This is a genomic window from Algoriphagus lutimaris (assembly GCF_017051705.1).
Taxonomy (GTDB): Bacteria; Bacteroidota; Bacteroidia; order Cytophagales; family Cyclobacteriaceae; genus Algoriphagus; species Algoriphagus lutimaris.
Genome location: NZ_JAFIDJ010000001.1, coordinates 134,544 through 156,353 on the forward strand (window position 1 = coordinate 134,544; position 21,810 = coordinate 156,353).

Here is a 21,810-nt window from a genome sequence, read left to right on the forward strand (position 1 = left end):
GTTATTTGAATGTCAAAACCTCATAACCTTCCCATGATTCAGAAGGTGGGTTGTCGGCGTATATGCTTGCCCTCTCTAGCAAAAGCCTGAATACAGGGTCCTCTGGATTGATTTTGGACCCTTCAAGAAAGGCCTTTTTTGCATTCTTGAAATCCCGATCATAGTAAAATTCAAAGGCCTCCGATAGCAGTTTCATCGTAGATTCTTTTTGAGCTCTCCGCTCTTCATTCTCGGCATCTAGGACTTCATACAGCCTGATGGCTTTTTCTTTACCTTTTACTGCCACCCGGTCTACCATGCGAATGGAGAATTTTTCAGGTTCGTCTAAGGCCAAAAATGTATTTTCGCCAATCAAAAACTGCGAGCCGTAGGTTTTGGTGAGGTTTTCAACTCTAGATGCAAGGTTTACCGTGTCTCCCAAAACAGAACACTGCATGCGGTCAAGGCCCCCCATTGTACCTAAAACCAGAGGACCTGTGTTTATCCCAATTCCCATGTTGAGTTGGGGCCGGTTTAAAGCACGGGATTGTTGATTGAAACGCCAAAGTTCTTGTCCCATTTTCACTCCAGCCTCCACGGCTTGCTGAGCTGGTACGGCAAACAATGCCAAAATTTCATCTCCGGAATACGAATCGATAAACCCTCCGGCTTCAGTGATATGGGTACCTTGCTTGCTGTAATATTCGTTCAAAAGTTCAATCACCGCTTGAGGAGTCAATAGCTCTACCAAAGGAGTGAAATCCCGGATATCCGAAAATAGTACAGACATTTCCATGGAGACAGATTCACCCAATGCCACTTTTGCTATATCATTATGTCCCAAATGCTTCAGGAATTGGCTTGGGACAAATCTCTTTTGTGCCTTTAGCAGGATGTCTTGTTCCTCGTAAATTCTGGAGTTTTCTATTGAAATGGCCGCCTGTGCAGCAAGAAGTTTTATCACCTTAATCCTCCCTTCGGTAAATGCGCTATGGGTTAGATTATTTTCCAGATAGATCGCCAACTTCTGATTTTTATGATCAGCGATGGGTACACACATAACCGAGAGTGGCTTCGTCAGGAGGATATATGGATCTGTTGAGAAGTTATTGGGTTCAGATGCATTGCCTATCACGATGGGCTCATTGGTCCGAATGGCAGTATTGATAATGGTGATAGGTAAGCGGTCCGATTCCATAGTAAGCTCTGAAGCACTTTGGGTGGAATAGTCCTCCTCCAGATTGGATGCAAGAATGGATAATTGCCCATTGCTATCTTGCACCAGAAAGCCTCTTTGAGCCCCGGCGTTTTCGATCAGAATGTCGAGAGTAGCTTTCAGAAGTTTATCCAAAACAAGCTCTCCTGAGATAGATTGGGAGGCTCTGAACACAGAATTCATATCCAATTGATCACCACTAAAGATATCTGAACTTACACTTCTTTCGGAGGTTTTGGAGCGCAGGGTTTTGCCTGAAGAATATGGATTGCTCTGTCGGAAAATATCATATTCTTTTTCCATTTCCTCTATTTTACGATGAGCTCCCCATCGGTAATAGAGATAATGTGCGGCTTTCAAATATCCTTCAGCTGCCTTTTCCAAGTTAATCCGAAGCAGGTATCGTCCAGCCATTTCATTGGCCATTGCTTCATCTCTCACAAAAGAATTGGCTTTTGCTGCCTGAATCGCGGCTTCGTAGAGTTGGATTGCAGTATTGGTTTGGCCAAAATGCCCTTCAAGCTCTGCTTCCATCAGTAGTTTGAGGTGTTCAAAGTTTTCAGGACAATGCGCAGCCCAAAAACTCATTCGCTCCAAGCTCGCCTTCATTTTTCGGATGCTCAAAGCCTGTCCTTCTTCGTCCTCCAACTCAAAATACATGGAACGGACCAAAAAGGAAATGATATGAAAGCGCACTAGTTGCGGCAACGACATCACGGAAGCCATGAGCTTCTCTTGCTCCAAAATATGTTCTATGGCTCCTTTGGGATGATTATAGAGCAAATAAATCTCAGATTTATAAATATGGTAGTTCGCGATACCCGTCATAAATCTTCGTTCGTGCATACCTTTCACGCACTCTTCCTCATTGAAATCCTCATTAGACATGGAGAAAGTACTTTCAGTAAGGCCTTGGAAGTTCAATTGCATTTGAAGAAACAGGGTGCCCGAATCGTATGAATCTTGATATTCGCAGTCTTTGACGATAGTTAGGAGCTTTCTATGCTCTTTGGTTACATATTCCAAGTCCAAACTGGGGTCCCAAATAATGCAATCCTGTGCACTGTAAGCCAAATAGAGTAAATCACCAGATTGATAACCCGCTTCTATACCCTTTTTAAACCATGGAGTCATACTTGACCAATGCTTGCTCCAGTGATGAACGAACATGGCATATACATACATGATTCTTGACCTGAGAGCCAAATCGTCAAAAGACTCGATCAAGTCAACACTGAGTTTTCCGTATTTGTAGCCTTTGGCGGGATCGTCCAAGAACCCACAAAGAATCATCCCATACGCTCCGTAAGCAAAAGCAGTTTCGGGACTATTTCCATATTTCAGAGCGAGATTTACGGATTTTAAGGTTAAGTATGGGAAAAGAGTGCCACTGCCAGATAAGAATGCTGCGGCAAAAATTTCCATCAAAAGCTGACTGGCTATTCGAGCTTTAGGGTCAGTGAGAGGAGGTGCTTGGATTAAATCTTCCACAGCTCTTCCCTTGAGATTAATGACCACATTTTGGACTTCCTGATCTACATCGGCTTGTGTGGGGTTTTCATTAAATACGAATCCAAGAGCTAACAGGCCTTCTTGAGCAGCCACAATGGACTCCTTCATTTTACCAATGGTGGCATATTGCCTCGTCCGAGCGGAAAGAACAAGTGCCTTTTCGATCTCGGATCTGGAATGGGAAAGCATGATTTCGGTCCATTTCTCCGCGTTTTCCCGATCACCGGTTAGGTAGAAACAGTGCTGAAGCTCTTCGGCTAGCTTCCATTTGAGGGAATAATTTTTTTCCCAATCAATATCTTGAAGAATTTCTAGGCTGATTTTGAGAAAGTTGAGGGCAGAAGCGTAGGCTGAAGACTGCTTGGCTTTGATGCCTGCTTGTAAGTTCAGATCAGCAATTTCAATCAGTTCTTCTTGGTCTTTGACCAGAACTCTTCCTTCATTTAGATGACTCACCACATCCATCAAAACATCCTCCAGGCCATTTTCCCGAGTATGATTCAGGATGAGTTTGCCAATCGAAAGATGAACTTGCTTTCTTTTTTCAGGCAAGATCATGGTGTAAACTGCCTGCTGCACCCGGTCATGCTGAAACTTGTAGGAAGGATTTAGATGATTTGACTCTAATTCAAAACGATCTGAATTTACTGGATCTTCTCCTCCCTCTCCAACTCCAACAAGTTTATAATTCTCATTAAGCGGCAGAATCATGTTTGCTTTTAGGGCATCATAGAGCTGTACTGCCGTTTTCTCCATCGTACTTTCCCCAATGATGGCCAGCGTTTTCAAGTCAAATTTAGCCCCTATACAGGCAGCGAGCTGAAGAATATTTTGGGTCTCGGGCTTGAGTCTATTCTGTCCCTCCACCAAAAAATCAATGACATTATCACTTTGCTGGACACGTTTTACTTGTTCCAATTCTACTTCCCATTTGCCTAAGCTGGAATTGAAGTAAATACTACCTTGCTCGTGAAGATTCTTAAGAAGCTCAATCGTAAAAAATGGATTTCCATCGGTTTTTTCGAAAAGAATCTTAGATAATGTATCCGTGTCTTGGTCCACTCGCATGAGGGTGTCCTCTGTGATTTGACGTACCGCATCTATGCTCAATGGCTGCAAAGAAAGATGGTCAACCTTTCGCTTTTCTTCAATTTCGTTTAACGTGAGACGAAAAGGGTGGGATTGGTCCACCTCATTGTCGCGGTATGCCCCTATGATCAGAAGGTTGCTCAAGTCCTGATTGGTAACCAATCGCTGAATTAAATTGAGCGTAGGAATGTCACTCCACTGCAAGTCGTCCAAAAAGATGACCATGGGGTGAAGCTTGTTTGCAAAGACTTTGACAAAGTTCAAAAATTGAATTAAGAATCTATTTTGGGACTCTTCTGGTGAAAGTTCCTGAACTACCTGCTGAGGACCGATGATCAACTCTAGTTCTGGGATTAGATCGATGATGAGTTGAGCATTGCTTCCTAGAGCCTCAGAGATTTGTTCATTCCAATGATCGAGTCTTTCTTTTGGCTCACCCAAAAGTTGTCTTACAAGATCTCGAAAAGCATTAGAAAGGGCTCTATAAGCGGTGTTTTGCTTGAATTGTTCAAATTTTCCATGGATCAAGTAGCCATGCTTTTTAACGATGGATCGTCCTAATTCATGAACAAGGACTGATTTTCCCACTCCTGAATAACCAGCCACTAGGCAAAATTCAACCGCCCCATCTGCGGCTTTTGTAAAAAACTCTTCGAGCTTCTGCAGCTCTGCATTACGACCGTATATTTTTTGAGGGATCTGAAATTGACTTGAAGCATCGAATTGTGCCAGTTCGAAGTCTGGGTTGTCTTTTCCATTTTTAAGATCATCCCAGATTCTTTCTAAATCAGATTTTAATCCAAAACTACTTTGGTACCGATCTTCTGCGTTTTTTGCGATCAATTTGGCTACCAGATTGGATAAAGCCATTGGTATTTTGGGACTGACTTCATGAAGTGGATCAGCCTTCTTACTGATATGAGCGTAAACCCATTCCAAGGCGTCATTCGCCTGAAAAGGTAGCTTTCCTGAGAGCATCTGATAGAAGGAAATTCCCAAGGCATAGTAGTCAGTTCTATAATCTATGTCCCGATTCATCCTTCCCGATTGCTCGGGAGAAAGGTAGGGGAGGGAACCTTCGATGACTTTGGAAAAGGTAACATCTTGATGCTCCCGAAAAAGCTCAGAAGATGCGCTGAAATCAATTATTCGCAAATCCTTGGTCTCGGGATCAATTAGGATATTTCGAGGTACCAGGTCCTTATGAATAATCCGGTTTTCGTGTACGACTCCTAGAGCCGCCACAATTTTGATTGCAATCTCGAAAAACTCAGCCAAGGGAATGGTTTTGTTCTCCAGACTTTCTAAATATTGGCTGAGGGAAATTCCAAATGGCTCCATGGCGATGGCAAGATTCCCATTACCATAGGGAATGAGTTCAAATGCCTTGATCACATCTTGCCCTTGAACTTTCGTGAGAATATTGAATTCTCTGCGGATACTAGCGAGCCACTCTTTTTTAGGGTAGTGGTCCTGAAGCGTTTTCAGGACCACTTCTTGATCATCCAGAGTTCTTTTGGCTCTGTAAATCACGTGAGGAAAAGAGTCACAGATTTTCTCCAATACCGAATGGTTCGGAATCCTATCCGTGATGCTATTCTCCTTTTTCTTACTCACTTAACTAGACGTTAAAAAACCTATTGAATGTTTGGTGGTACTCAGCCTGAGCATTGTTTATAAATGGATAACCATGACCGCAAAGCGCATGTTCGAAAGGAATTTCTTTCAAGCGGATAAAATCACTTGGCTCAGGTTTACTTTCGTGAAGCCAAGCTAGTCCCAAGTTTGCTTTGACGAAGAAATTCATATTGGCCATGGTACTTACCGTTTCGGGGTCAAAAAACTCATCTGGTTCTACCCAGTTCTGAAGAGAGTCGCAAGCGATCATCACTCCACCTTCACGATCTAGTCGGAGAATGCCTTCTGGTCTTTTTACTGATTTGAATTCGAAAAAGGAGCAATTGCTAAATGGCATTTCTCCGCCTTCGGTAAGCCATTTGTCGACTTTAAGATCTTTTTGAACATCCATGCCTGGCATAGCCCAAAAGGTAGCTTTATAGTGGTCTACGTAAAACGGATCGTCTACGCCGTGCATGTCCCCGATTCGTACCACATTGACCACCTTTCCTAGCTTGTCTAGTTCTGCCAGTCCTTCATCACTCAGGCGAACAGAATTGATAATGGTGAGATTTCCATTTTCTCGGACCACTGTCATATTTCTACTAAACTGCCACATAGAGCCAAAAAATTCATTTTTCATCGATCCAGTCACGAAAAATACGTCTGGTAATACTTCCTGAATGTTGCCATGAGGAAGTGCGTCTTGATAATGTGCCATAACTAAACTTAATTTGTGTGTGATAAACGTTTGATAAATATCTTATTTTTAAAAATAATATTGTTCCATTCTGCCTAAGTATTGGAATTCTTTTTCGTATTCGTGCAAATAGGCATTGAGATAGTTTTTCGCTCCTATAGAGATTTTCCCCTTTTTGATATCCTCCATGGTTTCCTTACCAGTACTGCTATCATGTCTTTTAGCATGAAATAGCGTCATGTCCTTGCCACCAAATAATGACTTTACCGGTGCTAGCTTTGGTCTACATTCAGACATGTCAAAAACAAATCCTGATAGCACGGTCAGGTTTGGATTATCTCTGACCTCATCGAAAGTGAAAATTCGATTCGAACTTGGGTTGAAACTAGGATAATCCTTGAGTTCCAATATTTCCTGGGACTCAAGATTTGAAATATATTTCGGTGAAAATTCGGCTTCTTTGGCTCCTTTCAAGATGATGGAAAGATATCTACGAGTAGGGAGACAAGATTCATTCAGATAAGCTGGAAGTCCTACATAGGCAAAGGCCTTCTTTATTGATCCATCGAGTGTTTCTACTTTGACTTCGACTCTGTCGTATCCCACGCCCTTGGATTCCATGGCGTCCAGCGAAGCCAAACTCTCATCCGGGCAGGCATGGAGCATTCCCTCCACGAAGGATTCTGCATTGGAGGATGGCTCGATATTGCCCATACCACCTTCATGTTTAAACCAATGCTCAACATTGAATTTCAATTCCCATCCTCTCAAAAATGCTCGCTCGGACGAAAATGGATTCACTCCTTTGGCTCGGAGTGAGATCATATTGATGTTGGAACCGTACCCGAAGTAATAGAACATCTTATGGGTTGAAATTATAAGCTTGATCCTCTTGATTCATGATTTCTGCAAGCCTTGGATTTGCAGTCCAGTAGGCTGTGAGAGATTCCAAAACTTTGAAGGGGCAATCATTTGGGTGCTTAGACATTCGGGCTTGCCATCCTGCGGAAATCAAATCCTGAGTTAGAAGTTTCTCTTTAGCTTCCGAATAGGGTTTGTCTGCATAGTACAAGTACTCACTTGGATGATTGGCCGCCAAAACGGGTGTTTTGGTGTCATCATCAAAGAAGTGGATTTCGGCTATTTTCAACGTATCAAAATATCCATCAATTTGATCAGAGTAATTTTTCTTTAGCCAGTCATGTACAGGACTTCCATGGGCCACAAGTGGAACCGTGGTCTTTTTATATGTCCTAAGTCTCGCCTGAAGCATGACTTTGACATAATCCGTGAAGGTATCATTGAAGGGGTTAATCCCATCGGCATCCCCACCAGGAGCACCTAAGGGCACACAATCCACCACACTCTCCAATACCGAGAAATTGGTGTCATGCACGCCATTGTAACCTAGAAGATTTTCCCATCGACGGTTGGTAGGAGAAAACAAATAATCGGTATAGTCATAAGTCTCAATCGGTGGGAAATGCAAAAACTGCACAGATCGAGTGTTAGCCATAGCAGTTCCAAACGGCAAAATAAATCTCATTTCCTTTCCCGTGCTCTTAATCACCGAATCAATCATGGACTGTTTGTCCCGCTTTATTTCCAGTGCCTTTTGAGCAGCAGAAATGAAATCTGGAACTTTGGTTTCATAGGCCGATAGATCATGATGTGGGCTAGAAAGTTTTAAATTATACGTACCGTCTTTTTGCCAAACCTTAGCCCAAGCCCCAAAAAAACCATCGCGCTGAAGCGTGAGGTTAAATGCATGTCCGATGAAAGTTTCCAGATTTGTAAGTCCAGCGATACTTTTTTCGGCCGTGAAAGAGAATATTTCGGCTAAATCATCCTCCTTGCAAGATAGGGTAAGATCAACACTGTTTTTCATAGAATATAAGCTTTACTTGAAAAAGAATTTTTTGATAAAAAGATGATTTAAAAAACGAGGAGTTCAATCCTAGATAAGTCCAAAATCATAGAATGAAATATACATTTATTGTTTTGAAAATATGACTTTTTTTAGAAAAAAATCATTTTTAATCTGGCTTATTATCCCTACTTTTCATTCCTTCAACCACGTTTGTGGACTTAGTAATTTTTGTTTTTATAACCATTTATTTTCTAAAATCATGAGTACTTTCCTTTTTAGTCGTAGTGATTCCTCAGCAAAATTTACAGTTTGGAAATTTGATCCGCAGAGTGACCAAGTTTTTTCTAAAGTAGATGTTGATCCTAACTTTACCCTAAATCAAGGTTACCAGCTCGCTTCGGTTGGCGGGTATCTCCTTAGCTGGGGTCCAAATCAAAAAAATGCTCCATGTCTTCCAGACGGATTTCCTTTCGAGCTTTTGGAACCAAATGCCGAGCCAGGCAAGCCTTTCTCTGTGAAGGCCATCCAAAAAGGTGCTTTGCCTCCCAGTAAGTTTTGGGGGTATCGAGGGCATTATTCCTCAAGCCAAGACGAGCAAAAGACCCTTCCACTGATTTCCATGGGAAATTTCTTGATGTTCTTCGTAGGCGGAAAAGGTCGTGGCACTTACACGTTATACAATTTTGATCCCAAGCCTTCAGATCCATTAAACCCTGATCCAATCCCAAGCGGATTTACTCCTCAGGGTGGATTTCCAAGTATCCATGAAGGTCATGAGTTGGTTAATTTTGGGAATTATGTTTTGGATCGTTTTCCTGATGGAAGCACTTATCGAATCTGGAATTTTGATCCACAAAATACGGTGCCTCTATCCATTCCAGAAGTCAACACAGGAGAGTGGAAAGGAATTACTTCAGCACACAAAGTAATTGCAGTAGGTAAAAAATTGTTGACTTGGATTCCAGGGGAGCTGAATTTTTCTCTTTGGTCTGTCAATCCTTTTGCCAAAAACCCGTTCACGGAAGAAGTTTGTGGAGGAAGTTTGCCTACTGAGTTTAAGTCAGGAAGTACTATATCTTGTTTTGAAAGCCTGGAGGAAATTAAAGTTAAGGATGCTCCGGCGCCTGGCACCTTGGATTTCATGCGTACAAAAATCAAGAAAGTCGTCTACTACATGGTGGAAAGTCGCTCTTTTGATAATGTATGTGGCTGGCTGTATGAAAATGATTTAGCTAAAATCAATTACATCGGTTCGGATAAGCCTTTTGAAGGAGCGAGTAGCTCAAACACCAACCCTTATCAAGGCAAGAGTATCCCACAGAGCAAATACCAAAATGGAGCTTTGAGTGACCAGTGGGATTTGAAAGCAGAGAGTCAGGATCCTTTTCATGATACCTCTGATGGACTCTCCCAAATGTTTAATGATGAAGGGCAAGGCTATGCTAAACGAGAAAAACCAAGTATGGAAGGTTTTGTGGAAAACAACTCAAATCCGGAAGTTATGCTGTCTTTTACACCTAATCAACTTCCAGTTTTGAATGGGCTGGCCAACAACTTTGCCATTAGTGATGAGTGGTTCAGCTCGGTACCTGGAGGCACAGATATCAATCGTTCTTTTTCAGTTACAGGTTCTGCTATGAATCGTCTTGACACATGGGAGGGAGGAAGTATTTATGCAAACTGGGCAGATTATCCGCATAGACCTTCACTTTGGAAGATTTTGTATAACAATGGAATCAAGGATTGGAAAATCTTTAATGTGATTGATTGGTTGGGTAAGCCTTTTACCTATCACTTGTATCTGGAAGGACAAGTACCATCCATCGATGCATATCCTACGCCGTATATCAATAGTTTGAATACATTTAAAATGCAGGCGAGATACGGTGAGTTGCCTTCTTTCAGTTTTCTAGAGCCGATTTGGATTGCTCCCGTGGGAACTACCTCATACCATCCTGGAGGTGACATGGTCCCCGCCGAAATTCAATTGAATGAAATCTATGAGGCGATTAAAAACGGACCAAATTGGGAGGATACCTTGCTGGTAATCACCTTCTCTAAGAATGGTGGTCTGTATGATCACGTTGCGCCACCTTATGCAGCTAAACCTTTCGCTAATGATGGGGTAGATGGTTTTGAGTTTGATATATTAGGGCCAAGAGTCCCTACAATTATGGTTTCTCCTTGGATCAAAGAAAACACAGTCATCAGATCAGGGGAGGACACACCCTTTGACTCCACCTCATTTGCTGCCACTTTGCTGAAATGGTATGGTGTGCCTAAGTCACGTTGGGGAATGGGTGATAGGATGGATCAGGCACCCACTTTTGAAGCAGTCTTTCAAGAATCTGCCCCAAGAAAGGATAAACCTGAGTTTGAGCGACCTTTTGACAAGTCCTTTCCAAAGATGGATAGTTAATTAGCTTGAAAATTGAAAGAAGCTGTCTTATAAGGGGTATTCTGGTCAGAATGAGCGAAGGCGAAGTCTACTTGGGTACCAACAAGCAACATTTCAATCCCGTATCCCTTCGGGACTAATGTGATAGAAGTAATTTATGAGACAGCCTTCTTTTTTATCCTTTAGTACCTAGATTTTAAAAAAAAAAGGCTCCAAAAGGAGGCTTTCGAATGCCGTTATCAACTAAACGTGAGAAAAGCTTTACTCCGTGTGAGTAATTAAGCCATTTTCAATTTCGGCATACCGTCAAATCGATTTTAAACCTCAAAGGTTTAGCTTCTGAGGGTTTTTCTGATAAGTAATCTTATTTTAAATTTTTTGAGATCCTACTTTATAAAATCATCGAAACTTGTAAATGCGAGCCTGTTTCGGGGTTTGGTGCAGTCCGGTTAGCGTACACGTCTGGGGGGTAGGGTTGTGGGTTCTAATCCCGTTACTCCGAATTTATAATCAATGGGTTACGAGTTAAAATCTTGTAGCTCCATTTTTATTTGTCTTTGAAAAGCATTCTTTATTGATACAGGGGATAGTCTTTTTCAAATTAAAAACCCCGAATGGTTAGTAATTCAGCTATGGGATTATTATAGAAATAAGGTTAATCCTTATCGTTTTGAATTTAAGATTTGTTCTTGAATATCAATGATTTAATTATTCCATCATTAACTCAAAATCCTGGATACGCTAATTAATTTATTCGCCTGGGCAATTTTAAAAACTGCCCAGGTGAATCTTTTTTGAATAAATATATGCTTTGTTTCCAATATCAAAGACGGAGTAAAAAGGTAAATTTCTTTTGAATTCATTCGATTCAGAGAAATTGATCCCGTATATTTCGTGTTGAAAAATTCGAGGATAACGCTTTTTTAGACTTAATAGTCCATTTGTCAAAATGCTAAGCAAGTAAGTTCCTGAGAATATAACATTTCAATCAATTTTATTAACCTATGCTTTTGAATCCCAGATTACTTGGGTTAGGAATAGCTTTGACTATTTCAGTCCCAGTTGTAACAGCACAGGCACAAACTGTATCCAAACTCACCTTGGATTCCTTCACAAACAATAAAGGAAGTTGGTCAGAAGTTGGAAGTGTTTGGTCTGACCTTGCTCCAAACAGTCATCAATTGATCTCTGAAGGGGAAGGAATTATTCTTTTTAACGCACCTTCTAAGAAAAAACCCGGCGCAGATATCATTTCTTCCGAGAAATTTGGAGATGTAGAACTGAAATTAGTTTATATGATGGCCGAAGGTTCTAATTCAGGACTTTACCTTCAGGGTCAATATGAAATCCAATTATTGGATAGCTGGCTAGAAAAAAGCCCTAAGGCTGGAAGTAACGGTGGAGTGTATGAGCGATGGGACGATTCAAAACCTGATGGTCAAAAAGGTTACCAAGGATACGCTCCTAGACAAAATGTAAGTAAGGCTCCGGGTGTTTGGCAAATCTTAGAGGTTGGCTTTGAGGCACCGAAGTTTTCTGCAAGTGGAGAGAAAATCCAAAATGCAAAGTTCAGATACATTCGATTAAATGGAGTGACCATCCATGAAGACCTAGAGCTCTTTGGGCCAACCAGAGGTGCACTAGCTGGAGGAGAAGTAGCGGAAGGCCCAATTAGAATCCAAGGAGATCATGGAGCTGTGGCCATTCAGTCTCTAGAAGTAAAAAGACTGGATTTGTCTTCACCAGAAATTAAAACCATCAATTACTCGGTTTTCCCAGGTGTTTTCAATGAACTTCCTTCGGAGTCCAGTTTGAAACCTGCCAATGTTGGAAGTGTTAAATCATTCGATGAATTTAAAACTGGAATTACGGGTTCAAGCTTGACAAAATTTGAAGGCACTTTAGATATCAAAGAAGCGGGGAATTATACTTTGGATTTAGAAGTTCCTAGAGGTCTTGGAGCTTTGGTAATTGGAAACAATTCTTCAGCAGTAGAATTGAAAGAAGGGAAAGTACGAGTAGAGAAATCATTATCTACAGGAACTGTGCCTTACACGATTTGGGTTTCCAAGCCAAGAGATTGGACAGCTCAAGGATTCAACTTGACCGCAAATGCGGAAGGTATGTGGCCAGTGATTATGAGTGAACCAGCGCTTGCTTATAATAATTCCGTGGATCCAATCTGGGTAAAAACAGATGAAACCCCAGTATTGAGAAGCTTTGTAGAGCTTCCTAATAGATCGAAATTATCCCATGCTGTTTCTGTTTCTTCTGAGTATGGTACTCACTTTACCTACGACTTAGAAAGTAATCAACTTATTCGAGTATGGAGAGGTGAATTTTTAGATGCTACTCCCATGTGGCATAGTAGAGGGAATGGAGTTTCTAGACCCTTAGGTACTACTACAGAATTGAGCTTAGGTACCCCATTATTATTAACCAATTCCTTCGAAATATCTGAAGAAGAATTAAAAAGTATTGGGTATCAGGTATTGGGTACAGGAGATATTGTATTCAATGCCAAAACCTCCAATGGAGGAGAGATGAAAGACCATATTCAATTGATGTCTTCAGGTAAAGGAATCACCAGAACAATCCAATTGTCTGGAGCAGGATCTTATATGATCAAAGTGCTTCCAGGTAGCTCTTTGAAGAAAGTATCCAAGACTTTATACCTCATTGAAGATACTGGAGCATACTTAGAAGTATTAACAGATGGGGTAACGCCTCAACTTGGTAGTTCTGAAGAAGGAGAAGGTGTTTTTCTGCCTCTAAATTCAAATTTGAGCTATGTTATTTTATTCTAAATCAGGCCAGAAGATGAAAAAGATGAATTTAAAAAGATGGATCTTGGCCGCAATGAGTGTGGCGTGTATTAACACCACTTTTGCTCAGGAATCGCCAAAAGAAGAAGATTATTTTAAGATAACAAGAGTGCCGGCACCAGAAGGTTTACTTTTGGAAGTGGGTGGCTTGACCATGTTGCCAAATGGTAATTTAGGGGTGTCTACCAGAAGAGGAGATGTCTTTGTGGTAGAGAATCCTACCTCTTCTAGACCGTATTTCAGAAAATTTGCATCAGGGTTACATGAGGCCCTTGGCTTGCATTATGAGGACGGTGCATTCTATGCTGTACAGCGAGGTGAGTTGACTAAAATGGTGGATACCAATGGTGATGATAAAGCAGATGTATACGAAACTGTAGCAGCTTGGCCTTTATCAGCCCATTACCACGAATATAGCTTTGGACCAAAAGTAGCTTCTGATGGGTCATTTATAGTAACTACTAATGTGGCTTTTGGAGATCAAGAATGGTGGAGAGGTGAAAGCCGTGTTCCATTCCGTGGTTGGACTTTGAAAGTTCATAGAGATGGAACCATCGAGCCTTATGCTACGGGAATGAGATCTCCTGCAGGTGTGAATGTATTGAATGGGGATGTGTTTTACACTGAAAATCAAGGTGATTACCAGGGGTCTGGCGGCTTGTGGCATTTGGAGAAAGGTGATTTCTCTGGACACCCAGCAGGCTTACGATGGTCCGGATTGCCTAATTCTCCTATAGCTATTACTTCTGAAGAATTTGATAAAGTAGTGGATCCTCAAAAGGTGAAGGATGAAAATGGAAGATATATCAAGCCGGAAAATGTGGTGGACGATAACTTTGTGACCCTATACGAAGCAAAGAAATCCTTGCCGGCAATTAAGCTTCCTGCAGTTTGGTTCCCATATGGGGTTCATGGTATTTCCACTTCAGAACCAATTCTTATACCTGAAGGTTTCTATGGTCCATTTGCAGGTCAATTACTGGTAGGTGATCAAGGCCAAAGTAAGATTATGAGGGTAGTGCTGGAGAAAGTAAAAGGAGAATACCAAGGAGCTTCTATCGATTTTAGAAATGGCTTTCAGTCTGGAGTTTTAAGAATGGCTTTTGCCGATGATCAGTCTTTATTCGTTGGTGAAACCAACAGAGGATGGGGGTCTGCAGGTGATGCTAATGAAGGATTGCAGCGATTGGTATGGAATAGAGAACTTCCTTTTGAAATGAGAACAGTCAAAGCAAAAGTAGATGGCTTTGAAATCGAATTTACCAAGCCGATCAATAAGGAGTCTGCTGAGGATTTAAGTTCTTATGAAGTAAGTAGCTATACTTATAAATATCATCCAGTTTACGGTAGTCCTCCAGTAAGAAACATGGAGCACGAGATCTTGGGTGTTGAAGTGTCTGAAGATGGAATGAAAGTGCGAATTGCAGTGAAAGATATGAAGCAATATCATGTTCATAAAATCAGCTTACCAGGCATAAGAGAAGCGATTGATTCTCACGAATTAATTCACCCAGATGCTTATTACACCTTAAATAATATTCCGGACGGCACTAAAATGGTCATCAAGCCTAAGCCTGTTCCAGTGGTGGAAGAGAAGCCAGCTACTAAAAAAGAATCTCCAGCTCCTGCGAAGGTACTGGCCGCTGTGGAAGCGATTCCTTCTGAAGCTGAAATCAAGACTTTATTGGCAAAAAATACCTGTACTGCTTGTCATGCTGCAGATAAAAGAGTAGTAGGTCCTGCTTTTAAAGATGTGGCAGAAAGAGGGTATACTCCAGAGCAAATCGTTGAATTAATCTATAATCCAAAGCCTGAAAACTGGCCCGGATATGCAACTCCAATGGCACCGATGCCCCAAGTAAAAAGGGAGGATGCATTGAAGATTGCTAGATGGATTAATTCATTAAAATAATAATGGTAGAAATAATTGAGTTTTAAATCTGAAAACCGAGATTCTAGTAGCGTCTCGGTTTTTTTTGGTTAATAAAATGGGGAAGAGCAGGATAGGTAGGTAAAATGATTTGCTAATATGCATCTTGTTTACTCCTAAAAGCTACAAAATGATGCGTCTTTCTCTTCTTATTTTTGGATTGATCCTGTCCTTTCCCCTACAAGCTAAAACCAGAACACTGGACTCACTTACAAAAGAGAAACCCAAGAAACCCAATGTGGTTTTTATTTTAGCAGATCAATGGAGAGCTCAGGAATTAGGATATGCAGGAAGTGAAAATGTGATTACTCCTAATTTGGATGCCTTAGCCGAAGAAAGCTTGGTATTTCACAATGCAGTTTCCGTAAGTCCAGTGTGTACCCCATGGAGAGCCAGTTTTATGACAGGACAGTATCCTTTGACGAATGGGATTTTTTACAATGATAAACCCTTACCCACGGAAGCACTAACTGCCGGGAAAATTTACAAGAAAGAGGGGTATCAAACAGGGTATATAGGTAAATGGCATTTGAATGGTCACCCGAGAGGAGCTGATTCTTTTGCATCCCGAGACTTGCCAGTTCCAAAGGAAAGGAGACAAGGGTTTGATTATTGGAAAGTCAGGGAAGTGACCCACAATTATAACAACAGTTTTTATTTTGATGAAAACAATGAAAAGCACGTCTGGGAAGGGTATGATGTGTTTCCTCAAACTGACAGTGCCATCAGTTTTATCAATAAAAACTCGGATCATCCATTTTTTCTCATGTTATCTTATGGTCCTCCTCATGACCCTTATTTCTCAGCTCCAGAGGAGTTTAAGAAAATGTATCATGAAGATCAGATTAAACTTAGACCAAACGTTCCGGAGGAATTGCAGGATAGTGCCAGGCACGTTTTGGCAGGTTATTATGCCCATTGTACCGCTGTAGATAAAGCCATAGGAGATTTGTTGGTAGCCCTAGATGAGGCGGGGCTTAAGGACAATACCATTTTGGTCTTTTCTTCTGAGCATGGGGACATGTTGCTTTCCAAAGGTGTACTTAAAAAACAACGTCCATGGGATGAGTCTATCAAAGTTCCTTTGCTGATACGATACCCTGATAGGTATGGGAATTCCCGAAAGGATATCTATGATCCCATCAATACTCCTGATTTGCTGCCTACACTTTTGGGCATGAGCAATATCGACATCCCTAATAGCATGGAAGGAACCAATTTCTCCAAGCAACTGAAAAAGGATAAGGATTTAGGAAACGAAGCAGCCTTGGTTATGCTGCCTGTTCCGTTTCATGAATGGAAATTTATGAATGGAGGACGGGAATACAGAGCAATTAGAACCAGAAGATATACCTATGTCAAAGATCTGTTAGGGCCTTGGCTACTTTATGACAATGAAAAAGATCCCTATCAAATGAATAATTTGGTAGGAAAGGATGAATTCAAAGAGTTACAGCAGGAATTAGAGCAGATTTTACAAGCGAAACTAACCAAAACAAACGATGAGTTTTTGCCTGCTGACCGATACATGGAAATGTGGAATTACCTCTATGATCATCCGGGAGGTAGAAGTGATAGCACACGCTTGGGAAACTATTTACAAATTAATAGAAATGATTAATTGAAGTGCTTTACTAGATTTAACTAACTTGAGGAATGGGGGATTAATTGTTTTTCTAGGTTCCTTATCTTGATATATCAATTAGATTTTTAAGTGTTTATGATGTGAGAAACTTCATTCTTTTATTTCTACTTTTCACCTTTTTTTCCTGTGCTGAACAGAACAAGGAAATCGTAGTTTCTAAATTTTATTCTGCAGATGTTATTATTTATGGAGGAACCTCTGCGGCGATAATAGCAGCTGTACAGGTAAAAAAAACGGGAAAATCTGTGTTGGTTGTTTCTCCAGATCAGCATTTGGGCGGACTGTCTTCAGGTGGACTTGGTTATACAGATACTGGTAATAAATCAGTGATTGGTGGACTGGCCCGTGATTTTTACAGCCGGGTTTATTCTCATTACCAGCAGGATTCGGCCTGGAAATGGCAGGCACGGGAAGAGTATGGGAATAAAGGGCAAGGCACCCCAGCGATTGATGGGGATGCGAGGACGATGTGGATTTTTGAGCCTCATGTAGCGGAACAAATTTTTGAAGACTATGTAAAAGAATACCAGCTTCGATTGTTCAGAAATGAATGGCTAGATCGGAGTAATGGGGTTGTTCTGAATGCAGGGAAAATCACCACCTTCAGGACCCTTTCGGGAAAAACCTTTGAGGGGCAGGTCTTTATTGATGCAACTTACGAAGGAGATTTAATGGCTGCAGCTGGTGTTTCTTATCATATCGGGAGGGAATCCAATGAAGTTTATAATGAAACTTGGAATGGCGTGCAGGTAGGTGTCTATCAGCATGGTCATTATTTTAAAGATTCAATTAGTGCATATACGGTGCCCGGAGATAAATCGAGTGGCTTATTGCCAGAAATAGCTGATACTTCTCCTGGTGAAAACGGACAAGGGGATTCCAGGTTACAGGCATATAATTATAGAATGTGTTTAAGCCGTCACCCTCAAAACCAAGTAGCTTTCGAAATGCCTGAAAATTACGATCCTGCCCGGTATGAGTTATTGGCAAGAGTATATGAATCAGGTTGGAATGAAACCTTTCAGAAATACGATCCTATTCCCAATTTAAAAACAGATACCAATAATCATGGTCCTTTCAGTACTGATTACATAGGTAAGAATTATAACTACCCTGAAGCAAGTTATGAGGAGCGAAGGGCTATTTTAAAAGACCATACAGATTATCAAAAAGGATTGATGTATTTCCTGGCAAATGATCCCAGTGTCCCAGATGAAGTAAGAAATGAAATGGCGCAATGGGGGCTAGCCAAAGACGAATTTCAGGATAATGGGAATTGGCCACACCAGATTTATGTGCGTGAGGCCAGAAGGATGTTAGGTGATTATGTAATGACCGAGCATGAAGTGTTGGGAAACAGAGAAGTACCTAATCCAATTGGGATGGGATCTTATTCACTGGATTCCCACAATGTTCAAAGGTTTGTGACCCCAGGCGGATATGTTCAGAATGAAGGAGATATTGGTGTCCACCCTAAGCAGCCATATAGCATTTCATACGGAACCCTAGTGCCACGAAAATCAGAGTGCACCAACTTGTTGGTTCCAGTTTGTGTTTCCAGTTCCCATACTGCTTTTGGATCCATTCGAATGGAACCTGTATTCATGATATTAGGTCAATCAGCTGCTGCAGCCGCTGCTTTAGCCATAAACACAGGTCTCCCTGTTCAAGATGTTGATTATCAGGAGCTACGAGAGATTTTGTTAAATGAAAAGCAAATACTGGAATTGGATGGAAAGTTGTAATCCACCAATTCCAATTATAAATGCTTTCTAGGATTTTAATTTCTCGGTGGAGTAATCATAATATGCGCCCGATGCGTTCCTGGATCCATAATCCAAGGCATTCCTGGTGCACTAGGTTTTAATGGCAACCCAGTGGTTTCGGAAGTTGCCCAAGGCAAATAAACTACATAGCGAAGGTAGGTGTCTGAGACTTCTCCTGTGGAGGGTGTATAATTTTCTTCATCAGCAGTCAGAACATAAAGGGTAGCACCATTCTTTGGCATTTTGAGTTTGCCACTTTTGGCTTCTGCTTCTCTGGTATCAAAAATTTCCTGAGAAGATTTTCCTTCTTTCTTGAGTTCTCTACCTCTTACCATAAATGGTTCTAAATCATTCTGGTAGCTCGCCACACTAAAACCAGGAGAATTTGGATCATCCGCAATACAAATCATTTCGTTGCTCCCTTTTCTCAATACAGTAAAAGTGCCGTTGGAATCATATCCATAGACAGTTGCTTCTGCTCTTTTTTCTTCAGGAGCGGCCAAGACAGCAGTTTTTATTTGAACTTCTTTGGAAGGGATATCCTGGGAGAATCCCTTGATAAAGATCAGTAGAAGGAAGGTGGTAAATAAAGACGTTTTCATAGATCGGTTAATTGGGTTAATCCAATTTACGATTTATTTATTCATTTTTTCCTTAATATTCAGATACATTCACCACGTAAAACTCCCGAGAGGATTCTCCATTTCGAAGTTTGTATTGGATTTGCTTAATCTTACCTGTTGGAGTCCAATTTTTGCCATCCAATTGATAAGTACGAAACCGTCTGATCAGAGAGGTTTCAACGATGGCAAATTCATCCTGTCCTCTAAATCCTTCTTTTTGTTCCTCTGTCATTTCAGGCATACTTATTATGCTCATGGATTTTCCATTATTCACGGAATATCCAATTAAAAAAGCTTTCATCTCCTGATCATAGGAGTTAAAATAAATAAGGATTTCTGGCCATCCATCACTATTCAAATCCTCAATTTCAGATCTGATATACGCTCCGTCAATTTTGTGATTAACCGGGCTGTTGTCTATTTCCAACCCATGAGGTTTAATTTCTAAAATGGTAAAGGGATTTTGCTCTGTGGCTTTGATATCGAAATCAATCCCTTGAAGGGAAAGTGTTTGGTCAAAAGTGAAGTTTTTGATTTGGCTTTCATCCAAAGGTTCATGAATCCTGGTGTAATGATTTTTTAAACTGGCCCCTCCATTACAATAAAAGTGAAGCATCTCATCTGCTTCTGGAGAATCTCCTTCAATCCAAAGACTATCCCCTTTGACTTTGAAAAAGATGGTTGCATCCATAAAGCTAGTCACTAATGTTTGTTCATCGAGTGTGTCCAATTGGGTTGCCCAACGACAGCTGGGACGTTTTAAATCTGATCTAGAGCTTATTTCTGCCGATAATTCACCCAATTCATTCTGGAGAATTCGTACTACCGTCCAATCGTATCCGTCTTCTCTGTTTTTGTAGTATTCCGTAACAAAATCACCTAAGAAATTTTCAGAGGTTTGTTCTGTGTTGTTTTCAATTCCATCTTCTTTAGATAAGTTGGAAGTTGAGGTAGAGTTTGAACATGCAAACTCAAAAAATAAAAAACTGGATAAAAGTAAGTAATAGACCTTCTTCATAAGAGTTAAATAAGACCTGCATCAATATATAAAGATACACCTTGTCCAATCATACTTTCTATTTCTTTCCTTAATTCAAAGGTAGTTTTTTTGAAATGAAAACAACTTTTACCATGTTGGCATTTTCGTAATTCTGAAGAAATGGGAAGAAAGGCATTAGGGTGCGTGTAAATCGGAAAAAAGTAAAGCCTTGCTTCCTTTGGTTTTAGCACTACGCTCCCTACATAGTGCCCGTCTACTTTTTGCTTTCCTTGCATCGCAGGCTTGGTTCCACACACTTCAAATACAGACGGATTATCTTTGCTTATTTTTAGGGGTGGGACATGTTTTTTAAAGCTTTCTATTAAGAATGTTCTTATTTCCTCCGGTGTGTCCATGGACTTCACTAATCATTAGATTCCAAGCTCAGAATAAACCCAAATAGTGGAAGTCTGAGAGTTCCTGAATTTAATAATTTAGGGACCAAATTCCAGCTTTTTCTGCTGGACTCACTTGTAGGCTGGAATCATTGACTATTGCTAAGGGTTGACCATCCGTTCCCAATTCCCAAAACTCTCCTCTTAAATATACACTCAATCCTACTGATGGGCTGGTGTTTTGGATGTGTCTTGGTAATCCATATTTGTAATAAGCTTCCCGGTTAGTTAGTTGACTGGTATCTGAATCATTAACAAATTCTGGACTAGGTCTTCTATTGTAGCCCTTCCAAAGCTTTTCCATACTTCCATCTCCTAACTGATATGAAGGTACCAAGACCAAATCCGGAGATTCGGAATCCACTTGTTTGAAAGGAGCAGAGTACCAGCTGTCTTCCGAAATAATTACAGAGGCTTTTGAAAATGGAAATTGAAAAGTTTGAACTGATTTTAACTCTGGTTCTTTAATAAACTTCAACTCTTCTGTATTTGGATAGGTTTCAAAAATGGGGGCTCCTAGTATTTTTCCATCTGGGCCAAATACAAATGATACATTGTATAATTCTTTTTGATTTTCAACCGACAGTCCTTCATCTGAAACATAAGGGCCTGGTAGAATAATAGAACCTGCTACTATATGTGTTTGGGTTTCTTTGGATAGTTCACTGAAGGTATCATAATACACCTGCGCCATTTGTCTGGATTTCATTCGAAGGATTGCGGAAATCGACTTGTCACTTTCGTCTCCAGTTTTAATAATACCTAGGAAGTAGTCAAATACATTGCTTAAAATAAGGGTTCCTAAAGCATCTTTGAGAGTTTCTTTATCTTCTAATGCATGTTTTTCTCGAAGCATAAATAACCAAGTTCCAATGTATTCCGGAAAAAGGATGATGGTGTTTTTTTTAATGAACCCTTTTTCTGATGCGGCTTGGATATATTGGCGAATTTTTAGTTTAAATCGTTCGGGATTAAAGTAATCGGATGGAACCATATAGGGTTGGATTCCGATTATATTTCGCTCTAAAGAATCAGCTGGGTTGATTTCCTGAATTACTGAGATATAGGGATCAGGAGGATCTAAGGGCAGGTTTCTTCCTTCATATGACCAAATGAGCCAAATAAATATAATTAGTGTAAGGAGACTGAAGAATCTTTTAATCATTCACTGATTAGAGGTTTATAAGTGATGCATCAAACTTAGCA

General features: G+C 40.7%; 13 protein-coding genes. 5 read left to right on the top strand and 8 right to left on the bottom strand.

Features of this window, described 5'->3' with window-relative positions:
• Window position 1: 1 nt before the first annotated feature.
• The 4 genes from JYB62_RS00590 to JYB62_RS00605 are packed head-to-tail and all read right to left on the bottom strand — an operon-like array spanning window position 2 to window position 8,001.
• On the bottom strand, window positions 2–5,413 hold the full coding sequence (locus JYB62_RS00590; protein ID WP_205643514.1) for an AAA family ATPase: 5,412 nt from the start codon (window positions 5,411–5,413) through the stop codon (window positions 2–4).
• A 4-nt stretch (window positions 5,414–5,417) separates the two neighbouring features.
• Window positions 5,418–6,134, bottom strand: a complete 717-nt coding sequence (locus JYB62_RS00595) for a hypothetical protein (RefSeq protein ID WP_205643515.1) — start codon at window positions 6,132–6,134, stop codon at window positions 5,418–5,420.
• A 48-nt stretch (window positions 6,135–6,182) separates the two neighbouring features.
• A complete protein-coding gene (locus JYB62_RS00600) occupies window positions 6,183–6,974 on the bottom strand; it encodes a gamma-glutamylcyclotransferase family protein (RefSeq protein ID WP_205643516.1) in 792 nt (263 codons plus the stop codon).
• Between the two features lies 1 nt (window position 6,975).
• Window positions 6,976–8,001 carry a hypothetical protein gene (locus JYB62_RS00605; RefSeq protein WP_205643517.1) on the bottom strand — a complete coding sequence of 342 codons (1,026 nt, stop codon included), beginning with the start codon at window positions 7,999–8,001 and terminating at the stop codon, window positions 6,976–6,978.
• Between the two features lie 241 nt (window positions 8,002–8,242).
• Here JYB62_RS00605 and JYB62_RS00610 point away from each other — a divergent pair, with 241 nt between their 5' ends.
• The 5 genes from JYB62_RS00610 to JYB62_RS00630 all read left to right on the top strand — a co-directional run bounded on the left by JYB62_RS00610 (window position 8,243) and on the right by JYB62_RS00630 (window position 18,526).
• Complete coding sequence (locus JYB62_RS00610) at window positions 8,243–10,402, top strand: alkaline phosphatase family protein (RefSeq protein WP_205643518.1); 2,160 nt, start codon at window positions 8,243–8,245, stop codon at window positions 10,400–10,402.
• Window positions 10,403–11,385: 983 nt separating this feature from the next.
• Entirely contained in the window at window positions 11,386–13,188 is a 1,803-nt protein-coding gene (locus JYB62_RS00615) for a 3-keto-disaccharide hydrolase (RefSeq protein WP_205643519.1), read from the top strand.
• Window positions 13,189–13,210: 22 nt separating this feature from the next.
• On the top strand, window positions 13,211–15,118 hold the full coding sequence (locus tag JYB62_RS00620; RefSeq protein ID WP_205645374.1) for a c-type cytochrome: 1,908 nt from the start codon (window positions 13,211–13,213) through the stop codon (window positions 15,116–15,118).
• A gap of 148 nt (window positions 15,119–15,266) precedes the next feature.
• Window positions 15,267–16,757: a sulfatase family protein gene (locus JYB62_RS00625; protein WP_205643520.1), complete on the top strand. Its 1,491-nt coding sequence runs from the start codon at window positions 15,267–15,269 to the stop codon at window positions 16,755–16,757.
• 104 nt (window positions 16,758–16,861) lie between these two features.
• Window positions 16,862–18,526, top strand: coding sequence for an FAD-dependent oxidoreductase (locus tag JYB62_RS00630; protein ID WP_394369681.1), 1,665 nt, complete (start codon window positions 16,862–16,864; stop codon window positions 18,524–18,526).
• A 35-nt stretch (window positions 18,527–18,561) separates the two neighbouring features.
• Here JYB62_RS00630 and JYB62_RS00635 read toward each other — a convergent pair whose 3' ends face one another.
• From JYB62_RS00635 to JYB62_RS00650, 4 genes are all read right to left on the bottom strand, one after another.
• Window positions 18,562–19,149, bottom strand: coding sequence for a hypothetical protein (locus tag JYB62_RS00635; RefSeq protein ID WP_205643521.1), 588 nt, complete (start codon window positions 19,147–19,149; stop codon window positions 18,562–18,564).
• Window positions 19,150–19,201: 52 nt separating this feature from the next.
• Window positions 19,202–20,188 carry a hypothetical protein gene (locus tag JYB62_RS00640; RefSeq protein ID WP_205643522.1) on the bottom strand — a complete coding sequence of 329 codons (987 nt, stop codon included), beginning with the start codon at window positions 20,186–20,188 and terminating at the stop codon, window positions 19,202–19,204.
• 5 nt (window positions 20,189–20,193) lie between these two features.
• The gene (locus JYB62_RS00645) at window positions 20,194–20,565 is read right to left on the bottom strand and encodes a hypothetical protein (protein ID WP_205643523.1); all 372 of its coding nucleotides are present in this window, start codon (window positions 20,563–20,565) and stop codon (window positions 20,194–20,196) included.
• Window positions 20,566–20,635: 70 nt separating this feature from the next.
• Window positions 20,636–21,769 carry a carbon-nitrogen hydrolase family protein gene (locus JYB62_RS00650; RefSeq protein ID WP_205643524.1) on the bottom strand — a complete coding sequence of 378 codons (1,134 nt, stop codon included), beginning with the start codon at window positions 21,767–21,769 and terminating at the stop codon, window positions 20,636–20,638.
• Window positions 21,770–21,810 lie beyond the last annotated feature (41 nt).